Source organism: Cohaesibacter haloalkalitolerans, assembly GCF_003574655.1.
In the GTDB taxonomy this organism is placed as follows: domain Bacteria; phylum Pseudomonadota; class Alphaproteobacteria; order Rhizobiales; family Cohaesibacteraceae; genus Cohaesibacter; species Cohaesibacter haloalkalitolerans.
The window spans coordinates 377,820-400,977 of sequence record NZ_QNUM01000001.1; the positions used below are offsets into that span (position 1 = coordinate 377,820).

General features: G+C 57.6%; 22 protein-coding genes and 1 tRNA gene. 12 read left to right on the forward strand and 11 right to left on the reverse strand.

All coding sequences use genetic code 11. From position 1 onward, the window contains the following. Positions 1–22 precede the first annotated feature (22 nt). From DSL70_RS01735 to DSL70_RS01760, 6 genes are all read left to right on the forward strand, one after another. Complete coding sequence (locus DSL70_RS01735; protein ID WP_119306155.1) at positions 23–1,234, forward strand: COG1470 family protein; 1,212 nt, start codon at positions 23–25, stop codon at positions 1,232–1,234. Continuing rightward, positions 1,231–2,163, forward strand: coding sequence for an ABC transporter ATP-binding protein (locus tag DSL70_RS01740; protein WP_119306156.1), 933 nt, complete (start codon positions 1,231–1,233; stop codon positions 2,161–2,163). The genes DSL70_RS01735 and DSL70_RS01740 overlap by 4 nt, the downstream gene beginning before the upstream one ends. 12 nt (positions 2,164–2,175) lie before the next feature. Continuing rightward, positions 2,176–3,129 (forward strand): ABC transporter permease, encoded by a 954-nt coding sequence (locus DSL70_RS01745; protein WP_119306157.1) that lies wholly within the window; start codon positions 2,176–2,178, stop codon positions 3,127–3,129. A 305-nt stretch (positions 3,130–3,434) separates the two neighbouring features. Then, the gene (locus tag DSL70_RS01750; RefSeq protein WP_162916279.1) at positions 3,435–4,004 is read left to right on the forward strand and encodes a hypothetical protein; all 570 of its coding nucleotides are present in this window, start codon (positions 3,435–3,437) and stop codon (positions 4,002–4,004) included. A gap of 21 nt (positions 4,005–4,025) precedes the next feature. Then, complete coding sequence (locus DSL70_RS01755) at positions 4,026–4,616, forward strand: hypothetical protein (protein ID WP_119306159.1); 591 nt, start codon at positions 4,026–4,028, stop codon at positions 4,614–4,616. Between the two features lie 262 nt (positions 4,617–4,878). Then, positions 4,879–5,925, forward strand: a complete 1,047-nt coding sequence (locus DSL70_RS01760) for an NAD(P)-dependent alcohol dehydrogenase (protein WP_119306160.1) — start codon at positions 4,879–4,881, stop codon at positions 5,923–5,925. A 75-nt stretch (positions 5,926–6,000) separates the two neighbouring features. Here DSL70_RS01760 and DSL70_RS01765 read toward each other — a convergent pair whose 3' ends face one another. After that, positions 6,001–6,984, reverse strand: coding sequence for an aldo/keto reductase (locus DSL70_RS01765; protein WP_119306578.1), 984 nt, complete (start codon positions 6,982–6,984; stop codon positions 6,001–6,003). A 265-nt stretch (positions 6,985–7,249) separates the two neighbouring features. Between DSL70_RS01765 and DSL70_RS01770 the strand changes: the two genes are divergently transcribed. From DSL70_RS01770 to DSL70_RS01780, 3 genes are all read left to right on the forward strand, one after another. Beyond that, complete coding sequence (locus DSL70_RS01770) at positions 7,250–7,720, forward strand: tellurite resistance TerB family protein (protein ID WP_119306161.1); 471 nt, start codon at positions 7,250–7,252, stop codon at positions 7,718–7,720. Further along, the gene (locus DSL70_RS01775) at positions 7,717–8,421 is read left to right on the forward strand and encodes a glutamine amidotransferase (RefSeq protein WP_119306162.1); all 705 of its coding nucleotides are present in this window, start codon (positions 7,717–7,719) and stop codon (positions 8,419–8,421) included. The genes DSL70_RS01770 and DSL70_RS01775 overlap by 4 nt, the downstream gene beginning before the upstream one ends. 557 nt (positions 8,422–8,978) lie before the next feature. Further along, positions 8,979–9,257, forward strand: a complete 279-nt coding sequence (locus DSL70_RS01780; protein WP_119306163.1) for a YggT family protein — start codon at positions 8,979–8,981, stop codon at positions 9,255–9,257. Positions 9,258–9,376: 119 nt separating this feature from the next. Here the strand turns inward: DSL70_RS01780 and ppa are convergent, their stop codons facing one another. The 4 genes from ppa to tesB form a co-directional block, all read right to left on the reverse strand. After that, a complete protein-coding gene (gene ppa, locus DSL70_RS01785; RefSeq protein ID WP_119306164.1) occupies positions 9,377–9,901 on the reverse strand; it encodes an inorganic diphosphatase in 525 nt (174 codons plus the stop codon). Between the two features lie 309 nt (positions 9,902–10,210). Beyond that, on the reverse strand, positions 10,211–11,560 hold the full coding sequence (locus DSL70_RS01790) for an ammonium transporter (RefSeq protein WP_119306579.1): 1,350 nt from the start codon (positions 11,558–11,560) through the stop codon (positions 10,211–10,213). Positions 11,561–11,603: 43 nt separating this feature from the next. Then, positions 11,604–11,942 (reverse strand): P-II family nitrogen regulator, encoded by a 339-nt coding sequence (locus tag DSL70_RS01795; protein ID WP_090074510.1) that lies wholly within the window; start codon positions 11,940–11,942, stop codon positions 11,604–11,606. Between the two features lie 387 nt (positions 11,943–12,329). Continuing rightward, positions 12,330–13,193 (reverse strand): acyl-CoA thioesterase II, encoded by an 864-nt coding sequence (gene tesB, locus DSL70_RS01800; RefSeq protein WP_119306165.1) that lies wholly within the window; start codon positions 13,191–13,193, stop codon positions 12,330–12,332. Between the two features lie 255 nt (positions 13,194–13,448). Here tesB and DSL70_RS01810 point away from each other — a divergent pair, with 255 nt between their 5' ends. Continuing rightward, positions 13,449–14,726 carry a ubiquinone biosynthesis hydroxylase gene (locus tag DSL70_RS01810; RefSeq protein WP_119306167.1) on the forward strand — a complete coding sequence of 426 codons (1,278 nt, stop codon included), beginning with the start codon at positions 13,449–13,451 and terminating at the stop codon, positions 14,724–14,726. Positions 14,727–14,776: 50 nt separating this feature from the next. On the opposite strand, the gene DSL70_RS01815 is transcribed toward DSL70_RS01810, so the two are convergent. The 4 genes from DSL70_RS01815 to DSL70_RS01830 all read right to left on the reverse strand — a co-directional run bounded on the left by DSL70_RS01815 (position 14,777) and on the right by DSL70_RS01830 (position 17,579). Further along, positions 14,777–14,995, reverse strand: a complete 219-nt coding sequence (locus DSL70_RS01815; RefSeq protein ID WP_119306168.1) for a Trm112 family protein — start codon at positions 14,993–14,995, stop codon at positions 14,777–14,779. A 19-nt stretch (positions 14,996–15,014) separates the two neighbouring features. Beyond that, complete coding sequence (locus tag DSL70_RS01820) at positions 15,015–15,710, reverse strand: LON peptidase substrate-binding domain-containing protein (protein WP_119306169.1); 696 nt, start codon at positions 15,708–15,710, stop codon at positions 15,015–15,017. 115 nt (positions 15,711–15,825) lie between these two features. After that, positions 15,826–16,830 (reverse strand): thioredoxin, encoded by a 1,005-nt coding sequence (gene trxA / locus DSL70_RS01825; RefSeq protein ID WP_119306170.1) that lies wholly within the window; start codon positions 16,828–16,830, stop codon positions 15,826–15,828. 230 nt (positions 16,831–17,060) lie between these two features. Further along, complete coding sequence (locus DSL70_RS01830) at positions 17,061–17,579, reverse strand: prolyl-tRNA synthetase associated domain-containing protein (protein ID WP_119306171.1); 519 nt, start codon at positions 17,577–17,579, stop codon at positions 17,061–17,063. Positions 17,580–17,947: 368 nt separating this feature from the next. Between DSL70_RS01830 and DSL70_RS01835 the strand changes: the two genes are divergently transcribed. Then, a tRNA-Gly gene (locus tag DSL70_RS01835) sits at positions 17,948–18,022 on the forward strand. Between the two features lie 291 nt (positions 18,023–18,313). Beyond that, the gene (locus tag DSL70_RS01840) at positions 18,314–19,441 is read left to right on the forward strand and encodes an acyltransferase family protein (RefSeq protein WP_119306172.1); all 1,128 of its coding nucleotides are present in this window, start codon (positions 18,314–18,316) and stop codon (positions 19,439–19,441) included. Positions 19,442–19,513: 72 nt separating this feature from the next. Here the strand turns inward: DSL70_RS01840 and DSL70_RS01845 are convergent, their stop codons facing one another. Together DSL70_RS01845 and DSL70_RS01850 are read right to left on the reverse strand one after the other, a co-directional pair. Then, positions 19,514–20,575, reverse strand: a complete 1,062-nt coding sequence (locus tag DSL70_RS01845) for a transglutaminase family protein (RefSeq protein ID WP_119306173.1) — start codon at positions 20,573–20,575, stop codon at positions 19,514–19,516. A gap of 23 nt (positions 20,576–20,598) precedes the next feature. Then, complete coding sequence (locus DSL70_RS01850) at positions 20,599–23,154, reverse strand: circularly permuted type 2 ATP-grasp protein (protein ID WP_162916280.1); 2,556 nt, start codon at positions 23,152–23,154, stop codon at positions 20,599–20,601. Between the last annotated feature and the right edge of the window lie 4 nt (positions 23,155–23,158).

Genomic DNA, 23,158 nt, shown 5'->3' on the forward strand with positions numbered 1-23,158 from the left:
AGTTTTTACGAGGAAGAGTTCCATGGAATCTCTCGCTAAATGCGCTCGATTGGCGCTGTTCGGGGCCGTTTTGGCCGCTACCCCCATTCTGTCTTCCAACGCCTTTGCCGAGGCCTTCACCCAGCCTGCAAGCGGCCCGGCCATTCATGGCTTCTGGCTGACGGCGGATCATCCCGATGTTGCCGTTTCGGCTGGCAAGACCGTTTCCATTCCGCTGTCGCTGCTCAACGCCCTCGACCAGCCGGTTCGCACCAAGCTTGACGTCAAGGGCCTGCCCGATGGCTGGACCTATTCCATCAAGGCTGGCGGCTCCGAGGTCACTTCGGCGATGCCGTTGCCCAATGAAATCGACAATCTGACCCTGATGGTGGTGCCACCCAAGGATGCCAAGAAGCAGGTCTATGACTTCGAGGTGGATGCGGTGGCCAACGGAGACCAGTTCAAGCTGCCGCTCAGCTTGGCGATTGCCGACATTCCGCTCGGCGATACGACCCTTGTGCCGGAGCTGCCCGCATTGCACGGGACGGTCAACACCAGTTTCGAATACAAGATGAAACTGACCAACGGCTCCAACCACGACATTCTGTTCAACCTTGGGGCCGATGCGCCGGACGGCTTCAACACCACCTTCAAGAAGGGTTATGGCACAGAGGAAATCACCGGCATTCCGGTCAAGGCCGGAGCCACCGAATCGGTCTCGATGACCATCAAGCTCAACCACAATGTCTCCGAGGGTGACTATCCGATCGAGATTTCCGCTGTTGCCGGACCGGATGATCCGGCTGCCAAGGCCAAGGTCAGCCTGAAGGTCAGCGGCTCACCGCGGCTTGCTCTCAGCGGCCCGAATGAACGGCTGAGCGGCCAGGCCACTGCCGGCACGGAAACCACCTTCCCGTTCGTGCTGGTCAACAATGGCACGGCAGCGGCCAGCAAGGTCAAGCTTAGCGCCACCTCGCCAAGCGACTGGAAGGTCAGCTTTGATCCCAAGGAACTGGACAAGCTTGAAGCAGGCAAGACCCAGAATGTCAACGTCAAGATCCAGCCTTCCAGCAAGGCCATTGCCGGTGACTATATGGTTCAGATCCGGGCCAACGGCGACGACGGGGTCTCCAAGGAGGTCGACTATCGTGTGACCGTTGAAACCTCCACCATGTGGGGCATCATCGGTGTGGCCATCATCGCCATCGCCGTCATCGTTCTGCTGGGTGCCATCTTCCGGTACGGTCGCAGATGAGCCGGCCGGTCATTGAAGCCGTAGGCCTTACCAAGCGCTACGGCAAATCCACTGTTGTTGACGGGGTCAATATTGCAGTGGATGAAGGCGAGATCGTCGGTCTGCTCGGTCCCAACGGGGCGGGCAAGACCACGACCATCCTGATGATCATCGGCCTGACCGAACCCAGTGCGGGCTCGGTTCGGGTGCTCGATCTGGATCCCTTGCGCGATCCGCTGGCGGTCAAGGCACAGGTTGGCTATCTGCCGGACGCCGTCGGTTTCTACGACGGCATGACGGGGCTGGAAAACCTGCGCTATACAGCAAGGCTCGGTGGCATTCATCCCGACGAGATGGATGACCGGATCATGGCTGCGCTGAGGCAGGTGCATCTTGATCATGTGGCGGGCAATCGGGTGGGCACCTACTCACGTGGCATGCGCCAGCGGCTCGGCCTTGCGGAACTGGCCATGCGCCAGATCCGTGTGGCGGTGCTGGATGAACCCACGTCCGGGCTTGATCCGCGTTCGACCGATGAGCTGCTCGATCTGATCCGGGCCTTTGCCGCAGACGGCATGACCCTGCTCATCTCCTCTCACATGCTCGACGTGGTGCAGTCCATCTGCACCCGCGTTGCACTGTTCAACCAGGGCAAGATCGGCTTCATGGGGTCGGTGGAGAAATTCACCAATGACGTGGCCGGAGGGTCCTTCCAGATCGATGTTGCCGCCCGCAAGATCGATCTCAGCGCCTGTACGGATGTCATTTCCGCCGTCGGCGCTGTCGAACATCTGGACGAGGAGCACTGGAAGGTGTCTGCCACTCACGATGTGAGGCCCGAGCTGGCCCGCCTGATCACCGGCCATGGCGGGGATCTTCTTTCCCTGCAGGCACACCGGGCGAGCCTTAGCGAAGCGTATAACCGCTTCTTCAGTCAGATAGAGCAGTAAGGAGACAAGGCAATGAAGCGAAAAGGTTCTCCTCTCACCGGGGTGACGTCTATTGCCCTCAAGGAGGCTGCCGACCACATGACCAGTGCGCGGATGCATCTGATCATGCTGCTCGTCCTGCTCACCGCGATCGGGGCGGTCTATGCCGCGATCGGCCAGATCAAGACGACCACGGCGCAGGATGACTATCTGTTCCTCAAGCTGTTCACCGTGGCGCAGCAACCTCTGCCGTCCTTCTCGTCCTTCATGGGCTTCCTGTTGCCTCTATTGGCAATCGCCCTTGGATTCGATGCGGTGAATGGCGAATTCGGTCGCCGCACCATGAGCCGGATCCTGGCCCAGCCGATCTATCGCGATGCGGTTCTGATCGGCAAGTTTCTGGGTGGGCTGATGGTGCTGGCGGTGGCTCTGGTCACCCTGTGGCTGCTGATGGTCGGGCTTGGCATCCTGTTTCTGGGCTTGCCACCGTCCGGGGCCGATGTGGCGCGGGGGCTGGTCTATCTGGCCGCAACGCTGTTCTACACCGGGGTCTGGCTGGCGTTGGCGCTGGCCTTCTCGACCATCACCCGGTCGCCGGCCACTTCGGCGCTGGCATCGCTGTCGGTTTGGCTGATCTTTACCATCTTCTGGCAGATGATCACGCCGCTATTGGCCAGCGTCATCTCGCCGATCAACCCCTATGATCCGATGACGATGCTGGCCCAGTTCAACACCCAACAGGGGCTGGCGCGGATTTCGCCCGCCATTCTCTACGGCGAGATTGCGACCATGCTGCTCGACCCGACCTCTCGCTCGGTCGGGCCGATCTTCATGTCGCAATTGCAGGGCGCTCTCATCGGGTCGCCGCTGCCGACCATGCAGAGCATCAAGATCATCTGGCCGCAAATCGCCGGTCTGATCGCCGGGATGCTGTTCATGTTCACGCTGGCCTATGTCAGCTTCCAGCGGCAGGAAGTCCGCTCATAAACCCCGCCATCGCGGTTGTTTGCCCCCGCGATGGCTTGATGTCTGCTCTCGTGCACCCCAGAAAGCCACAGTGCGGGAGCAGACATCGCCTATCTTTCTCACCCTTTCCCTCTCATACAGATGTCCTGTGCGACGAAAGAACGGCGCGGGCGAGCTGTGAAATGCTCTATTCTGTCACAAGGCATTCCGACAGGGGGGGCGTCTGGCCTCTTGCCTTTGGGCGCTGCCTGATCGGGGTGCCGGGACATGGCGTTGCCGTTGCGGCAGATACTGTCCTGTCTTGTTTTTGGGGGGAGCGAAACGGGATGACCGACGATCATAGAACCGGTGATCTTCAGTGGGAGATCAATGTTCCTCTGGCGACCAACAGGCTCGTCCTGCGCCAGCTCGGCCTTATCCTCGTGATCCCTGCCGCCATTGTGGCACTGCTTCTCTTCACCCTCGGTGTCATCGACAACGACCCCGCTGAAATGCGGGCTGCGGGGCTGGTTTTCCTGCTGGTCGCCGGAATCTTCATCGTGTTGTTGGCCTTTACCATCCTGCTGGTGTTCAGCAATCGGATGCGTATGACCTTCACGCTTGACGAGGCGGGCGTTCATTCCCTTGTCGTTGACCAGAGGGCAAAGGTCGGGCGCATTCTGGCAATGCTGCTCGGTTTCCTGACCCTCAATCCGACACTTGCGGGTGCCGGGCTGCTGGCACAGGCCAACCGAGGCAGGAGCACGCCATGGGCAGATGTGCGCAAGATCGAACTGATGGAAAAGGACAGGACCATTGTTCTTAGGGGCAAGCGGCTGGTTCTGGATGCCATCTTTTGCAATGAGGAAAATTTCGCTGACGTGCTGGGATTTGTCCGGGCGCGTCTGAAGGGCTGATTTCGAGAAGGGGGAGCGCAGATGGCAGGCGAAACGCCCATGGTCTGGCATGCGCATGTCAAGGCGACGAGCGGCCCGATGATGAAGCAGATCGTGCCAGCCATCGCCATTCCCTCTCTCATTGTCTGCGGCGGCTTTGCGATCATGACCGGCTACGAGCATGGCGTTGCGGAAGGGCTCAAGCTGTTTTTTGCCTTCATGGGGATTGTCGTTGCACTCTTCGGCTTCAGCTTTCTGGTGATGGTCCTGTTTGTACGGTCGGACGGAATCCGGACGTTGTTCCTGATGAATGACAAAGGCATCTATTCCACGGCCGATGACGAGGTGGCGCGCGCGATCATCTCACTGGGAGGTTCTGTGGGTGTTGCAACCGCAGACCCGGTGCTGGTTGCCAACAGTCTGGCCAATCAGACCGGTCGGGTGGGCCATGTCGCATGGGCGCAGATCGAGCGGATGGTTGAACGGCCGAGCCGCAATTGTCTCGTCTTTTATCGTGGTCGCAAGATGGTTTATGCGATCTATACCAATGACGACAATTTTGTCGATGTCCGGTCCTTCGTGAAGCGGCATCTTGGCAAGGCGAGAAAGACCGGGGAAGCCCTTTCCGCTTAAACGACCTGAAACCACTCTCCGCAACATGCCCTCGAAGCAACCCCTTGAAACAATTCGTCATGGGGTGAGGATTTTTCGTTTATTGCAATGGCCCGGCAAAAGGGTTTTACTCCTCCATAGTCAAAATCTGTCGCCAAAATCCCGCCCGCCCTCGAGATCCTTTCAAGCCGCGGCTCCCCGCCGGTCCTCCCCGAGGCGCGATGGGTGTTTGGTGACGGCCTCCTCTGCCTCGCATTTTTCGCTACACTTTAAGGACAGAACAATGAAATCAATTGGTTATGCAGCGCATTCGGTCGGGGGCGCGCTGGAGCCCTTTTCCTTTGAGCGCCGGGCCCTGCGCGACAATGACGTTGCCATGGACATTCTCTATTGCGGCGTCTGCCATTCAGACCTGCATTATGTAAAAAACGACTGGGGCAGGACCGTGTATCCCTTCGTTCCCGGCCATGAGATCGTCGGCCGCGTCAGCGAGATCGGGCCAGATGTCAGCAAATACAAGGTTGGCGACATCGTTGCCGTCGGCTGCATGGTGGACAGCTGTCAGGAATGTGACCAGTGCAGGAAGGATCACGAGCAATATTGCCGCGAAGGCTGGACCGGCACCTACAATGCTCCGGATCGCCAGACCGGCGACATTACCCGCGGTGGCTATTCCAACAATATCATTGTGCGCGAGGAGTTTGTGCTGTCCGTTCCTGAAGGGCTCGATATCAGCAAGGCTGCGCCGCTGCTCTGCGCCGGGATCACCACCTATTCGCCGCTGCGCGAGTGGAATGTCGGGCCGGGGTCACGCGTCGGTGTTGTCGGCATGGGTGGCCTTGGTCACATGGCCATCAAGCTGGCCCACGCGATGGGTGCCATCGTCACGGTGATTTCTCGTTCCGCCGACAAGAAGAAGGATGCGGACGACCTCGGGGCGCATAATTTCCTCGTCTCCAAGGATGCCGAGCAGATGGGCGCCTATGCCAATGCTTTCGATCTGATCATCGACACGGTTCCGGTGAAGCATGACATCAACCCCTATCTGCCGCTGCTGGATATCGACGGCACGCTGTGTCTGGTGGGCCAGATCGGGCCGCTGGAAGAGTTGACAACGCCGTTCATGATCCGTGGTCGCCGCCGGGTTGCCGGGTCGATTATCGGAGGCATCAAGGAAACCCAGGAATGTCTCGATTTCTGTGCCCGCTTCGGTATCAATCCGGAAGTGGAGATGATTGACATCAAGGATATCAATACCGCCTACGAGCGGATGGAACGCTCGGATGTGCATTATCGTTTTGTCATCGATATGCAGAGCCTCACCGCCTGAAGCCAGGTTGGCCCAAATAGAAAACCCCGCCGGTTGGCGGGGTTTTTATGTTTGAAGGCCGGGACTGCGTAGGGATCAATAAGCGCCACGGACATGCTGGGCGACCTTTTCCTGATAGAAGGAGATGAGGTCGTCATGCAGTTGTTGCGGCAGCGGCGAAAGATCGGAGATGACGGCATTGCGCCCGATCTGCTCTGGTCGGCTGGCTCCGGGGATGATGGTGGAAACGGCATCATGATCCAGAATCCAGCGCTGGGCCATGTCTGCCATGCTCATGCCTTCGGGTAGCATCGCCTTCAGTTCCTCGACCAGCTCAAGCCCCTTCTCATAGGGCAGACCGGCGAAGGTTTCGCCAACGTTGAAGAATTGGCCGTCGCGGTTGAAATTGCGGTGGTCATTTTCAGCGAATTTCGTGTCGACAGTGAATTTGCCGGACAGGATGCCACTGGCGAGCGGCAGGCGAACGATGATGCCGACACCTTTGGCCTTGGCCTGTGGCAACAGCTCATCGGTCAGCTTCTGGCGGAAGATGTTGTAGATCACCTGAAGGCTCAACAGGCCTTCCTGTTCGATGCACATCAGGCCTTCCTCGACCGTTTCCACGCTGGCACCGAAATGCTTGATCACGCCTTCGGACTGCAGGGCGCGCAGCCAATCGAAAATGGCTCCTTGCCGCATGACCTCGGTCGGAATGCAGTGGAGCTGCACCAGATCAAGGCTGTCCATGCCAAGGCGCTTGCGGGACGCGTCGATACCGGCCCGCAGGGATTGCTCGGTGTAGCCATTCGGATAGACATCGCCACGGCCGAACTTGGTGGCAACGCGGATGTTCGGACTGTCCTTGCCCTTGAGGAACTTGCCGATCAGGCTTTCGCTCTTGCCGTCACCATAAACGTTGGCGGTGTCAAAGAAGGTGACACCCTTCTCAAGGGCGGTTTCAAGAATGGCAAGGCCGGCTTCCTCTGCCACTGCCGCACCCCAGTCGGCACCCAGTTGCCAACAGCCAAGACCGACTTCGCTGACGCTGAATCCATCTTTTCCCAATTTGCGACTATGCATGATATCCTCCCGTAACATGATTCTTTAAGTTCGATTGTCTTCTCAAATAACACTGATCTATATGATCAATCTGACGTATTCTCGAAATATTCACCCCCGACCCTATATGATTTGGCCACAGACTATTCCTATTGTTGCCAAAGGGAAAGCGACAGGCACTGTCGAATATATGGATCATTCTTTGAACCAGAATAGTCTGTCCATATAATTGACTGAAATATCTGCATGATTATATGTAGTAAGAAAAACAAGACTGGAATTGACAATGTTTGATAGCCTGATGCAGCTGTTTCGCGATCTTGCCGGAGCCTCGGATGAGAGCCATGTCTTCTCCGACAATGATCTGCGGGTGGCAACTGCGGCGCTTCTCGTCCACCTGATGTCAATTGATGGCGAGGTTGACGATACGGAAGCTGATGAAATCCGCAAGGTGCTGAAGCGTCACTATGCGCTCAGTGATGACGAGACCGATGCCCTGATCGACTTTGCCAGCAAGTGCGATGAGGAGTCGGTGGACCTCTACAAATTCACCTCGGTGTTGAAGCGCGAGCTTGATGAAAAGGGACGGATCCAGATCATCGAGATGATGTGGCAGCTTGTCTTTGCCGATGGTCATATTCACGAATTCGAGGACAATCTGGTCTGGCGGGTTTCCGAGCTGCTCGGGGTTTCGCGCCGCGATCGCATCAGGATGCGGCAGCATGTGCAGGGGCAGATTGAAAAAGAGGCCGAATGACGAATGATTTGCGAAAGATACTGATTGTCCTGCATCAGGAGAATTCCACGCCGGGGCGCGTGGGCTATCTTCTCGAGCAAAGGGGCTTCACGCTTGATATCCGTCGCCCGCGGTTTGGCGATCCATTGCCTCAGAGCATGCAGGAGCACGCCGGGGCCGTGATTTTCGGTGGTCCGATGAGCGCCAATGACGAAGAGGACTATGTGCGGCAGGAGATCGACTGGATCTCGGTTCCTCTCAGCGATGACGCGCCGTTTCTCGGGATCTGTCTGGGAGCGCAAATGCTGTCGCGGCAGCTCGGGGGGCAGGTGGGTCTGCATCCCTGCGGTCTGGTGGAGCGTGGCTATTACGACATCGAGCCGACCGAACAGGGGCAGACGCTGTTTCCCTGGCCCCAGAAGGTCTATCAGTGGCACAAGGAAGGCTTTTCGCTACCTGCCGGTGCCGAGCAACTGGCGACCAGCTGTTATTTTCAGAATCAGGCCATGCGCTATGGCCAGAATGCCTATGGCATTCAGTTCCACCCGGAAGTGACCTTGCAGATGATGCATCAGTGGACGACTGTTGCCGCCGATCATCTGACAGTTGCCGGTGCCCGCAAGCGGGGCGACCATTTCCGCGAACGCAGTGCGTATGATCCGGATGTCGAGCGCTGGCTGAACCGGTTTCTTGACATGTGGATTGGACCCGGTCCCGCGTGATGGACGGCAGGGCTCACTCGTGCAAATTGCGAGGTGCGCTTTGCAATTTGCGGCAGGATTCCTTACCAAAGCCTTTTTGTTCCTGTCGATATTTCAATATCTTGTATCGTATTTTTGCCTATTCCCACCAGATCTGTCTTCGCGGCTGCTGCCGACCGGTTGGCACGTCCCTTGCTCTATAGATGGCAAGCTGGCATCTGGTGTTGCGTAGCCAGCATCTTCTTTCAGAAAGCTCCGATGCAGCTGTGCTTGCGTATGTATCGGGGCTTTTTGCGCGTCAAGGGGCCGCAAACTGGTGCCTCTTTTCAAAACGTTAAGAGAGTTTTGCGATAAGACAAGCAGGCTTCAGGGCTATTGCTCATGGCTTTTGGTGGCATCTGGAGAATTCACAGCACACTCGAATGCCACCATGAATGACCGATCAGGCCTTGCAGGCTCGGGCAGGGATCGCTACATGTCTGACAACAGGGTTTTCGGCTTGTAAAGGTCGGGGCCAGCACACGATATTCAGAATGGTCTTGTCGGCCTCGAAGACTTTTCTGAAAATGAGGGTACCTATGACGGCTTTACTTCTTCTGATCGATCAGATTCTGGCAATCTATACCTATGTGGTGATTGCCTCCGCAGTGTTCTCCTGGCTGTTTGCCTTCAATATCGTCAACCCGCGCAACCAGATTGTTTCTTCCATCTATGAAGTCTGCTGGCGTTTGACCGAGCCGGTGCTGGGGCGTATCCGCTCTGTCATCCCGGCCATTGGCGGGCTGGACCTGTCGCCAGTCATTCTGCTGCTGGCAATCTTTTTCATCCGGAACCTGCTGCGCACCGGCTTCTATTGAGCCGGGGGTGCTGAAAGAGGCGTCACTGGCGCTTCATCCCACAGGACACCCGTTTGTTCATGAGAAAGCGCGGAACCGCAAGGTTGCCGCGCTTTCTTGATTCTGGTCGACCTGAAGGCTTACTTCTTCATGTTGTCGATGGAGATCTGGATCATTTCCTTGGCCTTTTCCGGACCGGCCCAGTCTTCGATCTTGACCCATTTGCCGGGTTCGAGATCCTTGTAGTGCTCGAAGAAATGCTTGATCTGTTCAACGAGGTTCTTGGGCAGATCCTCATAGGTCTTGATGTGATCATAGTGCGTGGTCAGCTTGCTGTGCGGAACAGCGACGACCTTCTCGTCCTTGCCGCCATCGTCTTCCATGATCAGAACGCCGATCGGGCGGGCGCGCATGACAACGCCCGGGGTCAGCTGTGCGTCGCCGACGACCAGCACGTCGATCGGGTCGCCATCATCGGCCAGGGTGTTCGGGATGAAGCCGTAATCACAAGGATAGGCCATCGGGGTGAAGAGGAAGCGATCGACGAAGACCGCGCCAGAGGCCTTGTCGACTTCATATTTGACCGAGGAGCCCTTCGGGACTTCGATGACAACGTAGATGTCTTCCGGGGCGTCCTTGCCAGCAGGGATTTCGCTAATATTCATAGGTGCAACTCCAATTGAGATCACGAGGTTACAGCCGGTTTAGGGGGTCTTTGGGGTGATGGCAAGACAAACATTCGGTTTAGGCGCAAGAAGGCGCGAATTTGGTTGAATTTCGGGCTGCGTCCCGTCGTTGCCCTCGGAGGGGGAGATGCGTATCGGGTGGCGCCAATGTCATGGCGCGTGACGATGCGGACAAAAAAAGAAACCCGTCGGAAGTCCGACGGGTTTCCCCCTCTGGGCCTGTGCAAGTAGGCCGTGGGCTGGTTAGGCGGAGAAGGTGATCAGGAGGACTCCGCCTTTGCCCATTTATTATACTCGCTGACTGCCAACGCCGAATTCCGGGTAAGCTTCGACACCGATTTCGGCTTTGTCGAGACCCATGTATTCTTCTTCTTCGGTGACACGAATGCCCATGGTTGCTTTCAGGATGCCCCAGACGATGAAGGAGCAGACCAGCGTGAAGGCACCGTAGGAGACAACACCGATGAACTGGGTGACGTAGGAGGTCTCGGAGTTGGTGAATGGAACAATCATGGTGCCCCAGATACCGCAGACAAGGTGAACCGGGATGGCACCGACCACGTCATCGATTTTCAGCTTGTCGAGAAGCGGAACAACGATGATGACCAGAACAGCGCCGATGGCACCGATGACGATGGATTCGCCGATGGTCGGGTTCAGAGGTTCAGCAGTGATGGAGACCAAGCCGGCCAGAGCGCCGTTGAGAACCATGGTCACGTCGACCTTCTTGTAAAGGATCTGCAGCAGGATCATTGCGGCAACCACACCACCGGCAGCAGCCATGTTGGTGTTGGCAAAGATGCGGGAAACGTCGGAAACGTCACCGATGGTGCCCATAGCGAGCTGGGAAGCACCGTTGAAGCCGAACCAGCCGAGCCACAGGATGAAGGTGCCAAGGGTTGCCAGCGGAATGTTGGAAGCAGGCATCGGGTTGACTGAGCCGTCTGCGCCATATTTGCCCTTACGAGCACCGAGCAGAAGAACACCAGACAGAGCTGCCCAGCCGCCTACGGAGTGAACGAGGGTGGAGCCTGCGAAATCGGAGAAGCCCATTTCGGAAAGCCAGCCTGCACCCCACTGCCAGGAACCGGCAATCGGGTAGATGAAGGCGGTCAGGACGCAGGTGAAGATCATGAACGGCCACAGTTTGACGCGCTCGGCCAGGGTGCCGGAAACAACCGATGCTGCGGTTGCAACGAATACCATCTGGAAGAACCAGTCGGAGCCAGTGGAATAGCCGGTATCGAGAGCGTTGCCGCCAACCGGATCCAGTTCATACATGAAGGAGAAGGTGCCGATGTAGCCGCCGTCAACACCGACATACATCAGGTTGTAGCCGATGAGGTAGTACATGATGCCTGCAACGGCATAAAGGGAGACGTTCTTCATGCTCTGCATCGATACGTTCTTGGAGCGAACGAGACCGGCTTCGAGCATGGCAAAGCCCGCGGCCATCCACATCACAAGGAAGCCACCGATCAAGAAGAGCAGGGTGTTGAAGATATATTGCGTATGAGCTGCAGCTTCGCCGGTTGCTGCAGGCGCTGCTGCTGCGGCTTCTGCAGCTTCCTGTGCGAGGGCCGGACCGGCCACAAGGCTTGCTGCGCCAACAAGAAGGGCAAGGGTTACTTTTGACATTTGATTGTCCTTGTTTTTCACTTCTACTTGATTGGGGTTTGGCTTAGAGCGCGTCGTTGTCGGTTTCGCCGGTACGGATGCGCATGACATGCTCGAGTGAAGTTACAAAAATCTTGCCATCACCGATCTGGCCGGTTGCTGCAGCCTTCGAGATGGCTTCAATGGTCTTTTCGGCCTTATCAGCCGTAACAGCGACTTCAATCTTCAGTTTAGGCAGAAAGCTGACGGAATATTCGGTTCCGCGATAGATCTCGGTATGACCGCGCTGACGACCAAAGCCCTTAACTTCAGTAACGGTCAGGCCTTCAATGCCTTCGGCAGACAGTGCTTCACGCACAGCTTCCAACTTGAAAGGCTTGATAATGGCAATAATGAACTTCATGGCACTCTCTCATGTCCCTCTTATGGGTTTTGTCCCTCTGACGGGTTTTGCATGTCGTGCCCCAAAATTGATTCACCTGGGGCAAAACTTCTTGTTTTGTGGCTTCTCTCTTACAAAAGCCGTGCCAGTTTCGTAACTTTTTATTAAGTTATTGAATCTCTGTCTAAAATTCCGATCAGGCTAAAAAATTGATCTTTGCTTCATATTTGGGCAGACAGTGATTGTGCAGTAAATATGTGCAATTTTCTAAAATTGCCTAATTTTCGTGCACATTTTATGGCTGTTTTGTGGTGAGAGAAAAGTATTGAGTCATTTCAAGGTTTCAATCTGCACATTGATTGTGCGTTGGTACTAAATAATCCGCAGTTTTCCGGCGGAATCCCGCTTCTAGTCATCCATTTCCCGGATCAGACCCTCCTGTGCGGCCGAGGCCACCAGCGTGCCGTCTCGCTTGTAGAGGCTGCCGCGGTTGAAGCTGCGGGCTCCACCTGCCCACGGGCTGTCCTGACAATAGAGCAGCCATTCGTCGGCCCGGAAGTCACCATGGAACCACATTGCATGGTCAAGGCTTGCCGCGCTGATCGAGGTGCTGAAGACCGACAGACCATGGGCGAACAGCGATGTGTCCAGCAGCGTCATGTCGGAGGCATAGGCGAGGGCGCATTTGTGGATCGCCGGGTCATCGGGCAGCTTGGACGTGGTGCGCACCCAGATATATTGCTGCGGCTCCAGCTTTGTACGGGTCACATAATGCTCCATGCTGATCGGGCGCAGCTCAATGGGGCGCTCGCGGCGGAAATAGGCCTTGATGTTGTCTGGCGCCTTGGCGACATAGCTCTCGAAAACCTCGGCCTCGGTGGGCAGGTCTTCCGGGCCCGGAATGTCAGGCATCTCGATCTGGTGGGAGAAGCCTTCTTCCTTCTTGTGGAAAGAAGCGGCCATATTGAAGATGGCCTTGCCGTGCTGGATGGCCAGAACGCGCCGGGAGGAAAAGGAGCGACCGTCGCGCAGGTTGTCCACCTTGTAGATGATCGGGGTCTTGGGGTCGCCCGGGCGCATGAAATAGCAGTGCAGGGAATGGGCCCCGCGCTCGGGTGCGACCGTGCGGGAAGCGGCAACGAGCGCCTGACCGATAACCTGACCACCGAAAACACGCTGCCAGCCATCCTGTGGGCTCATGCCACGGAACAGATCTGTTTCCAGTGTTTCGAGATCGAGAATGTGGAGCAGGGTGTCAATTGCGGAAGTCATGAAAGGTCCTGAAAAAGTGACGTGAACAAATGGGGGAGGGAGTGCCTGCCGGGAAAGCGGCGACTCTGTTCAAATGCTTATAGCAAACTCTCGAGAGACAAAAAAATCCTTTCTCTAGTCAGTTTGTCGAGATCTTCCGGTTTGATCTCACTATATAATGGAAACAGGGCGATGGCCGCGTTATGGTGCCGCGTCTTCAGCGAACAGGCGGCTTGAGGCAATGCTGCCAGAAAAAAGGCAAGAGGGGCGTAGACCATGATTTCTCCACGACAGGCGGGCACAGCGGCGACCGGGGCCAATGAGAACGGGATCCGACTGAAAGACCGCTATGATCTGGTTGTTGCCGGAGGTGGCTATGTCGGACTGTCTCTGGCCCTTGCGGTGCGTCAGGCCGGGGCGCTGTCGGTGCTGGTGGTGGAGCCGCAGGCAACAGAGGCCATGCGTCGCGATGAGCGCGCCTCTGCCATCGCGTCTGCGGCTACGCGTATGCTGCGCGGACTTGGCGTCTGGGACGGGATCGCGCCCGAAGCCGAGCCCATTCGCAAGATGCTGGTTACGGACAGCAAGCTCAAGGATATCGTCCGTCCGGCGTTGCTGACCTTTGAAGGGGACACCGGGGACGGTGAGCCCTTTGCCTATATGGTACCCAACGGCACGATGGTCGGTGCCCTCGGGGATGCCGCCAGAGCCATCGGTGTCGACATTCTGGAAGGGGACAGTGTCAAGGATTTCATTGTTGATGGCGCAGCCGCTTCCCTCAAGCTTCAGTCGGGGGCGTCGGTGGAGGCCAGCCTACTTGTGGCCGCTGACGGGGTTCGCTCCCGTCTGAGGGATCTTGCCGGCATCTCCACCAACCGGTTTGATTATGATCAGGTCGGCATTGTCACCACGGTCGAACATGAGCGGCCGCACGAAGGCTGTGCGGTGGAGCATTTTCTGCCCTCCGGCCCGTTTGCCATTCTGCCGCTCAAGGGCAACCGCTCTTCCCTCGTCTGGAATGAGCGCAAGGATGATGCAAGACGGCTTCTGGCAATGGATGAGTTCACTTTCGGGCTTGAACTCGAACGCCGCTTTGGCAAGCAGCTCGGCGCGCTCACCGAGAAGGGGCCGCGCAAGGGCTTCCCCCTCGGCATGGTGCTGGCCCGCTCCTATGTGGCGCCGCGCTTTGCTCTTGTCGGCGATGCAGCCCATGGTATCCACCCGATTGCCGGGCAGGGGCTCAATCTCGGTTTCAAGGATGTGGCTTCTCTTGCGGAGGTCATCGTGGAGGCGGCGCGCCTCGGTCAGGACATCGGCTCGCTCACTGTGCTTGAACGTTATCAGTCCTGGCGTCGGTTCGATGTGGTGCAGATGGGAGTGACCTGCGACCTGCTCAACAGGCTGTTCTCGAACAACAGCAGCGTGCTGCGTCATGTCCGTGATTTCGGCCTAGGTGTTGTGGACCGCCTGCCGGGCATCAAGCGGATGCTCATTGAAGAGGCGGCCGGCAATCGCGGCGAGGTGCCAAGGCTTCTGCAGGGGGAAGTTCTCTAGTCATAACTGGCCGGATGGGGCATTGAGCTGGCGTTAGCGTCTAGACGGTTTCAGTCGTCCAGTTTGCGGGCTTCGCTGGGGAGCATGATGGGGACGCCATCCCGGATCGGATAGGCGAGCCTTGCGGCATGGCTGATCAGCTCCTGGGCTTCGGCATCATATTTGAGCGTGGTCTTGGTGAGCGGACAGACCAGAATCTCCAGAAGCTTCCGATCCACCGTGCCGGTTTTCTCGCTCTCTGCCTGTGTCGGGACCTCTTGCTCGCTCATTGTCCAGTCCAATCCTGTCTTACTGCAATGTTTGGGGCGTGTCGCTGCTTTCGCTTGCCAGATGCATCTCGGTCATGGCGATCAGGGTGTCCGCCCGCAAGGCCAAACTTTCCGCTTCCAGCAGCGCCTGCTTCTCGGCGATGCCATAAGGACTCATCATCGAAAGGGAGTTGACGAGAATCTCGTTGGAGGATTTTGCTATGCTCTCCCAGTCGGCTTCCATGTCGTTGGCGTCAAGGAAGGCACGGAATACGTCCAGCAAACCTTCCCGATCGACCTGATCTTCACCAAGGCCCTCGATCAGGTCGTGGACGAACTCCTCACAATCGATCTCGGCCAGCCGGAACGGCAGGTCGGTCAGAATTTCCTTGACCACCCGGAAGCGGCAGATGCCGGTCAGGGTGACGAGCACCCGGCCATCGCCCGTTTCGCCGTAGGCCGTCACCCGGCCCAGACAGCCCACCTGCTGCAATTTGGGGGCATAGAGCTTCTCGGGGGCCTGATCGGTGTCGACCGCCTCTGCCTGCGGCTGAATGATGCCGATGATCCTGTCCTTGTGGATGGCATAATCGACCATCATCAGATAGCGTTCCTCGAAGATGTTCAACGGCATCTGGGTGCGCGGCAGCAACAGTGCTTCCTCAAGAGGAAACACCGGGATGATGGCCGGAATGTCTCTCGGGCTGTCATAATATGCGTTGCCTGCCTGAGCCATTGGATCTCCTTGTTATCGCCAGATCTGCTTCGAATTGTCTGTCATGTCAGCCTTTTCGAGTGAGGCTGGTGATTGCCCCGCCTGCATGACAAGAGGGGCGACTGTTTGAATGTGCCTAGGCGAAGAGAATGGAAGACAACTGTCTGCGGCCGTAGACGCTGGACGGATCCATCACGCCCCAGCTTTCGAAAAACTGCAGAAGCTGCTTGCGGGCGCCGTCTTCATTCCATTCGCGATCCCGCTTGATGATGGCGATCAGCTGGTCGACGGCCTCTTCCCTGCGGTTCTTGCCGTTGAGGGCGATGGCGAGGTCGAACTGGGCCTGATTGTCTTCCGGATTGGCGTCCAGCTTGGCCTGAAGCTCTGCCAGGTCGCCCAGATCGGCGCTCTGTTCTGCCAGTTCCAGGCTGGCCTTGAGGGCAATCACGTCCTTCTCGCCAAGGCTTTCCTCGGGCAGGCTGTCGAAGATGGCGCGGGCGCGGTCCACCTGTTCCAGTGCCAGTGCGCCATTGGCCAGCCCGACGATGGATGGGATGTGGTCGGGAACCTGCTGCAGGATGGCGGCGAAAAGCTGCACGGCTTCGGTGACATTGCCTGCCTTGAGCAGGTCTGTTGCCTGTTCACAGGCCTGATCAAGCGGATCTGCTTCCGGCTCGGTGCCATTCTTGTCGATGAAGGCCTTGATCTGGCTGGCAGGCTGGGCACCCATGAAGCCGTCCACCGGGCGGCCATCCTTGAAGGCGACCACGGCCGGAACCGACTGGATACCCATTTGCTGGGGGATCGCCGGGTGATCGTCGATGTTGAGCTTGACCAGCTTGACGCGGCCCTTGGCTTCGGCCACTGCCTTTTCGAGGGCAGGCGCCAGCTGTTTGCAGGGACCACACCACGGTGCCCAGAAATCGACCAGAATCGTCGTGCTTCTGGAGGCCTCGATGACGTCCTGCATGAATTCCTGCGTCGAGGTGTCCTTGATCAGCGGGCCGGTATCCTTTTGGGGTCTCGGGGCCAACTTCGGAGCGCTGGTTGGCACTGCGCCGAAGGATTGCGATCCGGAACCCTGCGTGGTGGTGTAGTTTGCGGACATGCCGCTTCCGTAGCCGTAGGTGTTGTTGCTCATTTGGACGGTCCTTTTTGTGTGGGACTGTGCCTGTCTTCAGGGTCTGGACAGTGTCAGGGTCATGGTAGCAAGGCCGGACTGCAAATCAGCTGCAGGCCTCGTGATTTGTCGCCATCAATATGGGATAGCAGCCCATTTTGTTCAATGCCCAATTGGCTTGATAGGCCATTAACAGGGGGAACTTCGGGGGAACTGTGGTGCATAGGCGAGGCGGCGGGACGAATCGGCTGTTACCCGGCGTCCTTCTCCAGTGCCAATATGGTAGGCACATGGCCGGTGGCTTCCACAAAGCGCAACAGATCCTCGCTGGTAATGGCGGTGGTTGCCGTGTTTTCCAGCGGGTGGAAGTTGACCAGCTCCTCTTTCATCAGATTGGCGTCAAGCACCAGATTGACGGCGTTGTTGTCCTTGTCGTTGATGAGGGCAAAGGGCGTGACCGAGCCGGGGCGGACACCCAGATGCTCCCACAACAGATCGGCATTGCAGAAGCTGACGCGGCCGCAGTCATATTTGTGGTGAAAGCTCTTGAGGTCGACTTCGGTGTCGTTGAGGCAGACCACGAGCACCATCTTTCCCTTCTTGTCCTTCAGAAACAGATTCTTGGTATGACCACCCGGCAGGTGTTGCTTGATCTTGTGGCTTTCGCTGACGGTGAACACCGCCTCATGATCATAGGTTTTTGTTTCGATATTCAGGGAAACCAGAAAATCGAGCAGATCCTGACGGCTGCATTTGGGAGATGATGACATTTTCTTCTTCTGGTGATGGGCTCTGGTGATTATGGAGGCGTGATCGGGAGCCACAATACCGCATTGCGAGGCTGTCGGGTGCCTTTTTAACAGCAGCGATGGACGGCTGGCTCCTCATTGGTCTACCTGCTCATAGAGCGAAGCGATGGTCTAATCAAGGCAAAGCCTGATGTTTGTCCGGGGGTGGGCCCAGCGACTTTTTCACCGTTTGTGAAAAAAATGCACATCCAGTGGGAAAAAAACATTTTTTGTAATTTCCCTGTTGCAATTGCTCCTCAGGTCGTACATATAAGCACCCACAGACGGCACGGAGCGCCGCAGCGACGCAGCAAGATGTTGCTAAAGGTTTGATAAACCTGACAAGTTTCGCGGGTGTAGCTCAGGGGTAGAGCACAACCTTGCCAAGGTTGGGGTCGTGGGTTCGAATCCCATCGCCCGCTCCATTATAAAAGGCTGCAACTTCGGTTGCGGCCTTTTTGCTTTTCAGGGCCGGTTTTCTGCCGCCGATTGCGGGGCTCTACCGCTTTGGAGCCGTCCTTCTTTTCTCTTGGCTTTCGTGCCGATTTGTTTGTTCGCTGAACCGGATTTTTTGGTACTGCGCCATATGCTGGCTGTGCTGGCTGAGCAATCTGCTTTTGTTGCATTTTTTTACGCAAATTTCCCAAGTCTTAAGGTGTTTTGGTTAGGTTCGCTGCAATCCCCATTTCTGCCAGACGTGAACCGGAGGGTACCAGATGACAAAGAAACCGGACAGATTTCTTGCATTGGACAGTTGGCGCGGGCTGTGTGCCTGCGCTGTCGCTCTCTATCATTTTGGCGCTGTCAGCCATCTGCAATCCTTCGGGCTGATACGGGCATCCTATCTGTTTGTTGACTTCTTCTTTGTCCTCAGTGGCTTTGTCATCGCTGCCAACTATCGTGACCGGTTGGCGGAAGGCTTTGGCATTGGCCGGTTCATGATGTTGCGCTTTGGCCGGGTCTATCCGCTGCATTTCTTCATGATTCTGCCCTTCATTTTCATTGATGCCGCCAAGGACGGGTTGGGGCCGCAGCTCTGGCAGGCGATATCAACAAATGTGTTGTTGATTCACGGGCTCGGCGTGAATGATGCGCTGTGGCTGAATTTCCCCAGCTGGTCGATCAGCACCGAATTTGCTGCCTATGTGGTGTTCGCGCTGATCATCCCCTATGTGGGGCCTGCCCTGTGGCCGTGGCTGATCGCGGTGGTTGCCGGGCCGTTGATTCTGGGGCTGGTGAGCCCGGAGGGGATGAACTCGACCTTCGATTATGGTTTCGTGCGCTGCCTTGAAGGTTTTGCCCTCGGGGTCATCTGCTTCCGGCTGCGAGAGGAATGGCCCGCAATGACCGAGAGGCTGGGTGTTGTTGCCGACAGCCTGATCGAGATCGGCATCGTGCTGTTGATCGGCGGGTATCTCACGGTATTCTGGCTCACTCCATCCTATTTCCTCGTGGTGCCATTTATGTTCGCCGTTGCCGTGCTGGTCTTTTCCCGCGAGGCCGGGTTGCTCAGCAGGCTGCTGTTGCTGCGGCCCTTCCTGCTGCTGGGAACGCTCTCCTATTCCATCTATATGGTGCATGCACTGGTGCGCGCAGTGGCGCGGGCTGTCGCCATGGTGCTTGAGCATTTCTTCCATGTGACCCTGTTCGGGGACATGCAGCTTGAGCCGTCGGCTGTCTCCGGCAAGCTGTTGTCCCTGTCGGGCAATCTGTGGCTGGGCGACCTGTTGCAGCTGTTCCTGCTGGCCGTGGCGATCGGGCTTGCCGCCTTCACCTATCGGTTCATCGAGGAACCCGGCCGTAACTGGAGCCGCAATCTGGCCCGCCGGGCGCGCACAGCCTGAAGACCGGCGCTTGGCTTTCCCTTTTGTCGTCGTGATGAGGTCTGGTTCCGGCAGCTCTGGCAGACTGTCAGGTCAATAGGTTCTGTCGGCTGGCAGTGGATCGCCTGGCAGGATCTGGTCAGAGGATTGCGACTGGGATTGCTCCTGCGCATGGATTGGCGTGGAGCGCTGGGAGAGGGCCTGAGGCTTCAGGGTGTCCTTTTCCAGCATCACGATGCCCGGATTGGTTTGGCTGGAAATGGACTGGCCGATCTCGTTGCCATCCTTGTCGATGGGCATGACGTCGACGGAGACATTCACAAAGTGGTTGCCACCGCCAAGGATGATGCCGGAAATGGGGCTGACGTCGCCAAAGTCCCTGCCGATCGACAGGGTGACATGTTCCTCCGCAATGACCTTGTTGTTGGTCGGGTCAAAGTCGATCCAGCCCGCTTCCGGACACCAGACCGAGATCCAGGCATGGGATGCATCGGCACCGACCAGCCGTGGCTGACCCTTCGGAGGGTAGGTGCGTAGATAGCCCGAAACATAGCGTGCAGGCAAACCGAGGGCGCGCAGACAGGCGAGCTGGAAATGGGCGAAATCCTGACAGACCCCGCTTTTCATCTCGAATACCTGACTGATCGGCGTGAAGATGTCGGTGACGGTGCTGTCATACTCGAAATCATTGAAGATCCGGCTGGTCAGCTCCATGACCCCTTCCATCAGCGGTCGCCCCGGAGGGAAGGACTGGGCACCATAGGCCGCGATTTCGGACGTCGGATTGGTGAAATTCGAATAGCAGCTGAATTCGGCCTGATCCACATGATTGCGGTCAAACATCATGTCGCGGACGGTTTCCCATGCGGCCGTTGACTGCTTGAGCAGCGCGGTCTGGTCCCGCGTCACGGTGACAACGGTTACCGCATTGATGGACAACAGCGTGTGGTCTTCTTCCAGTGTCAGATGAATTGTCGAATTGCCGAAATAGTCCGTGAAGTCCCTGCGGTGAGCAGGCCTTGGTGTGATCAGCAGGTCGTGATCCTCGATAAACTGCCCATCGACCTGACAGGGGGTCAGATGCACCAGATGGTTCGACTGGGCGACCGGTGTCGAGTAGCGGTATTCGGTCTTATGAGCTATGCGATAGCGCATGATTGGGAAACCTTCCTGTCCGGTCAAATTCGCTGGGTCTGTTCTTCGGTGTGCGTGAAATAGCGCCGTGTCAGCAGCTCGGTCAGCTGGGGCAGTTTGGAGATCTGGTTGTTCAGCAATTGCTCAAGGCGACATTCTTCCGTGATGACCTGTTCGATTTCCTTGCCCTGCTCCAACTGCGGTATCTGCGCCAGCTTGTGGCCCTCGGACAATTGCAGTTCGGTCAGCAGCTCCAGAATCAACCGGTTCTCCTCGCTGCGCAGGCCGATTTCCGGCTCCTTGGGCAGATAGTTGATGTGGTCATGCAGCGCCGAGATCTGGAAGGCAATGGAGCGCGGGTTGGTCTCGTCAAGCAGTAGCAAATCGATCACCGCCGACAGCGTTGGGGTGATGCGATAGCGCGAACGGTAGGTGATGAAGCTGTCGGCAACCTCCAGAATGAACATCAGGCGCCGCGGAGCGTCCCATGACATGCCGGGAGCAAAGATGAGCCGGTTGAGCAGGCCGGAAAGGTTTTCCGCCCGTTCGATGCGGCGACCGATGTCAAGGAACCGCCAGCCATAGTTGCGGGTCATGTTTTCCATGACCATGCCGGAGAAGGCGGCCAGCACCATCAGGCCCTCATCGAGCAGGTCGATGACATGGCCGGAGTGCATGAAGCCCGGTTCCTTGAACCATTTCTGGTTGGTGAAAAACTCGTTGAGGATGCGCAGGGCTTCCGCCGACATGCGGTCGCGGGTGAGGCCTGCCAGCCGGTGCATGTGGGCAAGGCTTTCCTGGAAGCCATAGGCGCGATCCTTGCCATAAAGGATGGTGCGGACGAGGCGTTCGATCTCATTCATGCCGCCGAATCCGGCGTCAAACACGCGCGCCTTGGGCGCACGCAGAATGAGCGTATTGAGCGCGGAAACCACCGTCCGCTGATCTTCTTCCGGTCCGCTGTCCTCATTGAGACGCGCCAGCGCCTGACGGCAGAGGCGGAACTGCCATTCCACGCGCTCGACGTTGCGGCCGAGCCAGAACAGGTTGTCGGCGATGCGGCTCTGCAGGGAACGTCCGGCCCGGGAATAGGAACCCTGCCGGGCGATGCTGGCCCAGATGCTCTCGAACGGTTCGGGCTGCTTGTCGGAAACTACCCAGACATCGCGGGTCAGGCCTTCGGGCGAATGCAGACCGATGGCCTGTTGGGCACCGACCGACATGGACAGGCCCCCGGGCAGGACGTCATAGCCCTGTTCCTTGCGGGAGCTGTAGAAGCGGATGGCGAACGGATGGGGCTTGAGCTGCTCGCCGGTCCAGCTCGGTGTGGTCGCGTAGCCGGTTTTCTGCTCTGCCACCATGCTATTGCCGAACAGCATGATTCTGTCGACCAGTGCCAGTTTTCCTGCCGGGTCAAGCGTTGTCGGATCCGTTGCCGCGCGCGCTTCACCGGGACGGCCCGAGCCTTCGTGGGCTTCCGAAATCAGCATGCTGTCGAGATTTTCGAGCACATGGGCGCGGCTTTTCGGGTCGCCCAGCCACCAGCGCGGCGCCTCGTGCAGCATCAGCTCCTCGCCGAGCAGATATTTGCAGACCTTCGGCAGGTAAGGCGCCAGAGCCCTGTTTTCGACGATCGACGTGCCAAGCTGGTTGGCCATGATGATGCCTTTGTCCCGAATGGCCTGAACCATTGAGGTGGTGCCGTGGACACCGTTCGGGTTCAGCTCCAGCGGGTCGGCATTGAGGCCTTCGATGGAGCGGACGATCAGGTCGATGGGCTTGAGGCCGGCGAGCGTCTTGAGGCAGATCCGGTTGTTCTGGTAGACAAGGTCTCCCCCCTCGACCAGAAGATAGCCAAGATAGCGGGCCAGATAGGCATGGGAGAAATAATCCGGGTGCTCCGGTCCCGGCGACAGGATGGCGATATAGGGGTCTTCCAGCTCGGTGCGCTTGGTCAGCGTCGATTGCAGCTGCTGAAAATAGGAGGCAAGCCGGATGGCCTTGCTTGAGCGGAACAGGTTGCCCTCGCAATGGGTGATGGCAATGCGGTTGGCCAGCGCAAAGCCGAGGCCTGCCGGGGTTTCAGCATGGTTATCGAGCACGCGCCAGATGCCGTCCGGGCTCTTGGCAAGGTCGGCAGCATAGAACTGGATGCCGTTGTAGGCGCTCTGGTTGCCGCGCATCGGCCGCAGATAGGACGGATCGCTCAGCACGAGGGCTGCCGGGATGAAGCCTTCGTGCAGCAGGCGGCGATGGCCGTAAAGGTCGTTGTGCATCGCATTGAACAGGCGCGCGCGCTGCGTCAGGGCCACACTCAGCCACTGCCACTCTTCCGGCGCGATGATGATCGGGGCCAGATCGATCGACCACGGCTGCTTGTTTTCATTGGGGTCGGCAAACAGATCATAGGCAATGCCGGTTTCCCGGACGACCTCGTTCAGCTCGTCCCAATTGGCCTTGCGCTGGTTGGGTGACCAGCGGGAAAAGGCATCGTACCACTGTTGCCAATGGGGCATGATGGCGCCGTTGACGTCCATCATTTCGTCATGGACACCCAGGAGAGTCTGATAGAGAACCGGATCAGCGAGAGGGGGCTGCATGCTG

Bases quoted from the DNA above. Each gene is read 5' to 3' on its own strand.
- ppa (WP_119306164.1), bottom strand. From the start codon at position 9,901: ATGAATATTAGCGAAATCCCTGCTGGCAAGGACGCCCCGGAAGACATC.
- DSL70_RS01840 (WP_119306172.1), top strand. From the start codon at position 18,314: ATGACAAAGAAACCGGACAGATTTCTTGCATTGGACAGTTGGCGCGGG.
- DSL70_RS01760 (WP_119306160.1), top strand. From the start codon at position 4,879: ATGAAATCAATTGGTTATGCAGCGCATTCGGTCGGGGGCGCGCTGGAG.
- DSL70_RS01830 (WP_119306171.1), bottom strand. From the start codon at position 17,579: ATGTCATCATCTCCCAAATGCAGCCGTCAGGATCTGCTCGATTTTCTG.
- DSL70_RS01770 (WP_119306161.1), top strand. From the start codon at position 7,250: ATGTTTGATAGCCTGATGCAGCTGTTTCGCGATCTTGCCGGAGCCTCG.
- DSL70_RS01745 (WP_119306157.1), top strand. From the start codon at position 2,176: ATGAAGCGAAAAGGTTCTCCTCTCACCGGGGTGACGTCTATTGCCCTC.
- DSL70_RS01790 (WP_119306579.1), bottom strand. From the start codon at position 11,560: ATGTCAAAAGTAACCCTTGCCCTTCTTGTTGGCGCAGCAAGCCTTGTG.
- DSL70_RS01740 (WP_119306156.1), top strand. From the start codon at position 1,231: ATGAGCCGGCCGGTCATTGAAGCCGTAGGCCTTACCAAGCGCTACGGC.
- DSL70_RS01775 (WP_119306162.1), top strand. From the start codon at position 7,717: ATGACGAATGATTTGCGAAAGATACTGATTGTCCTGCATCAGGAGAAT.
- DSL70_RS01810 (WP_119306167.1), top strand. From the start codon at position 13,449: ATGATTTCTCCACGACAGGCGGGCACAGCGGCGACCGGGGCCAATGAG.
- DSL70_RS01735 (WP_119306155.1), top strand. From the start codon at position 23: ATGGAATCTCTCGCTAAATGCGCTCGATTGGCGCTGTTCGGGGCCGTT.
- DSL70_RS01750 (WP_162916279.1), top strand. From the start codon at position 3,435: ATGACCGACGATCATAGAACCGGTGATCTTCAGTGGGAGATCAATGTT.
- DSL70_RS01780 (WP_119306163.1), top strand. From the start codon at position 8,979: ATGACGGCTTTACTTCTTCTGATCGATCAGATTCTGGCAATCTATACC.
- DSL70_RS01850 (WP_162916280.1), bottom strand. From the start codon at position 23,154: ATGCAGCCCCCTCTCGCTGATCCGGTTCTCTATCAGACTCTCCTGGGT.
- DSL70_RS01765 (WP_119306578.1), bottom strand. From the start codon at position 6,984: ATGCATAGTCGCAAATTGGGAAAAGATGGATTCAGCGTCAGCGAAGTC.
- DSL70_RS01795 (WP_090074510.1), bottom strand. From the start codon at position 11,942: ATGAAGTTCATTATTGCCATTATCAAGCCTTTCAAGTTGGAAGCTGTG.
- DSL70_RS01815 (WP_119306168.1), bottom strand. From the start codon at position 14,995: ATGAGCGAGCAAGAGGTCCCGACACAGGCAGAGAGCGAGAAAACCGGC.
- DSL70_RS01755 (WP_119306159.1), top strand. From the start codon at position 4,026: ATGGCAGGCGAAACGCCCATGGTCTGGCATGCGCATGTCAAGGCGACG.
- trxA (WP_119306170.1), bottom strand. From the start codon at position 16,830: ATGAGCAACAACACCTACGGCTACGGAAGCGGCATGTCCGCAAACTAC.
- DSL70_RS01820 (WP_119306169.1), bottom strand. From the start codon at position 15,710: ATGGCTCAGGCAGGCAACGCATATTATGACAGCCCGAGAGACATTCCG.
- tesB (WP_119306165.1), bottom strand. From the start codon at position 13,193: ATGACTTCCGCAATTGACACCCTGCTCCACATTCTCGATCTCGAAACA.
- DSL70_RS01845 (WP_119306173.1), bottom strand. From the start codon at position 20,575: ATGCGCTATCGCATAGCTCATAAGACCGAATACCGCTACTCGACACCG.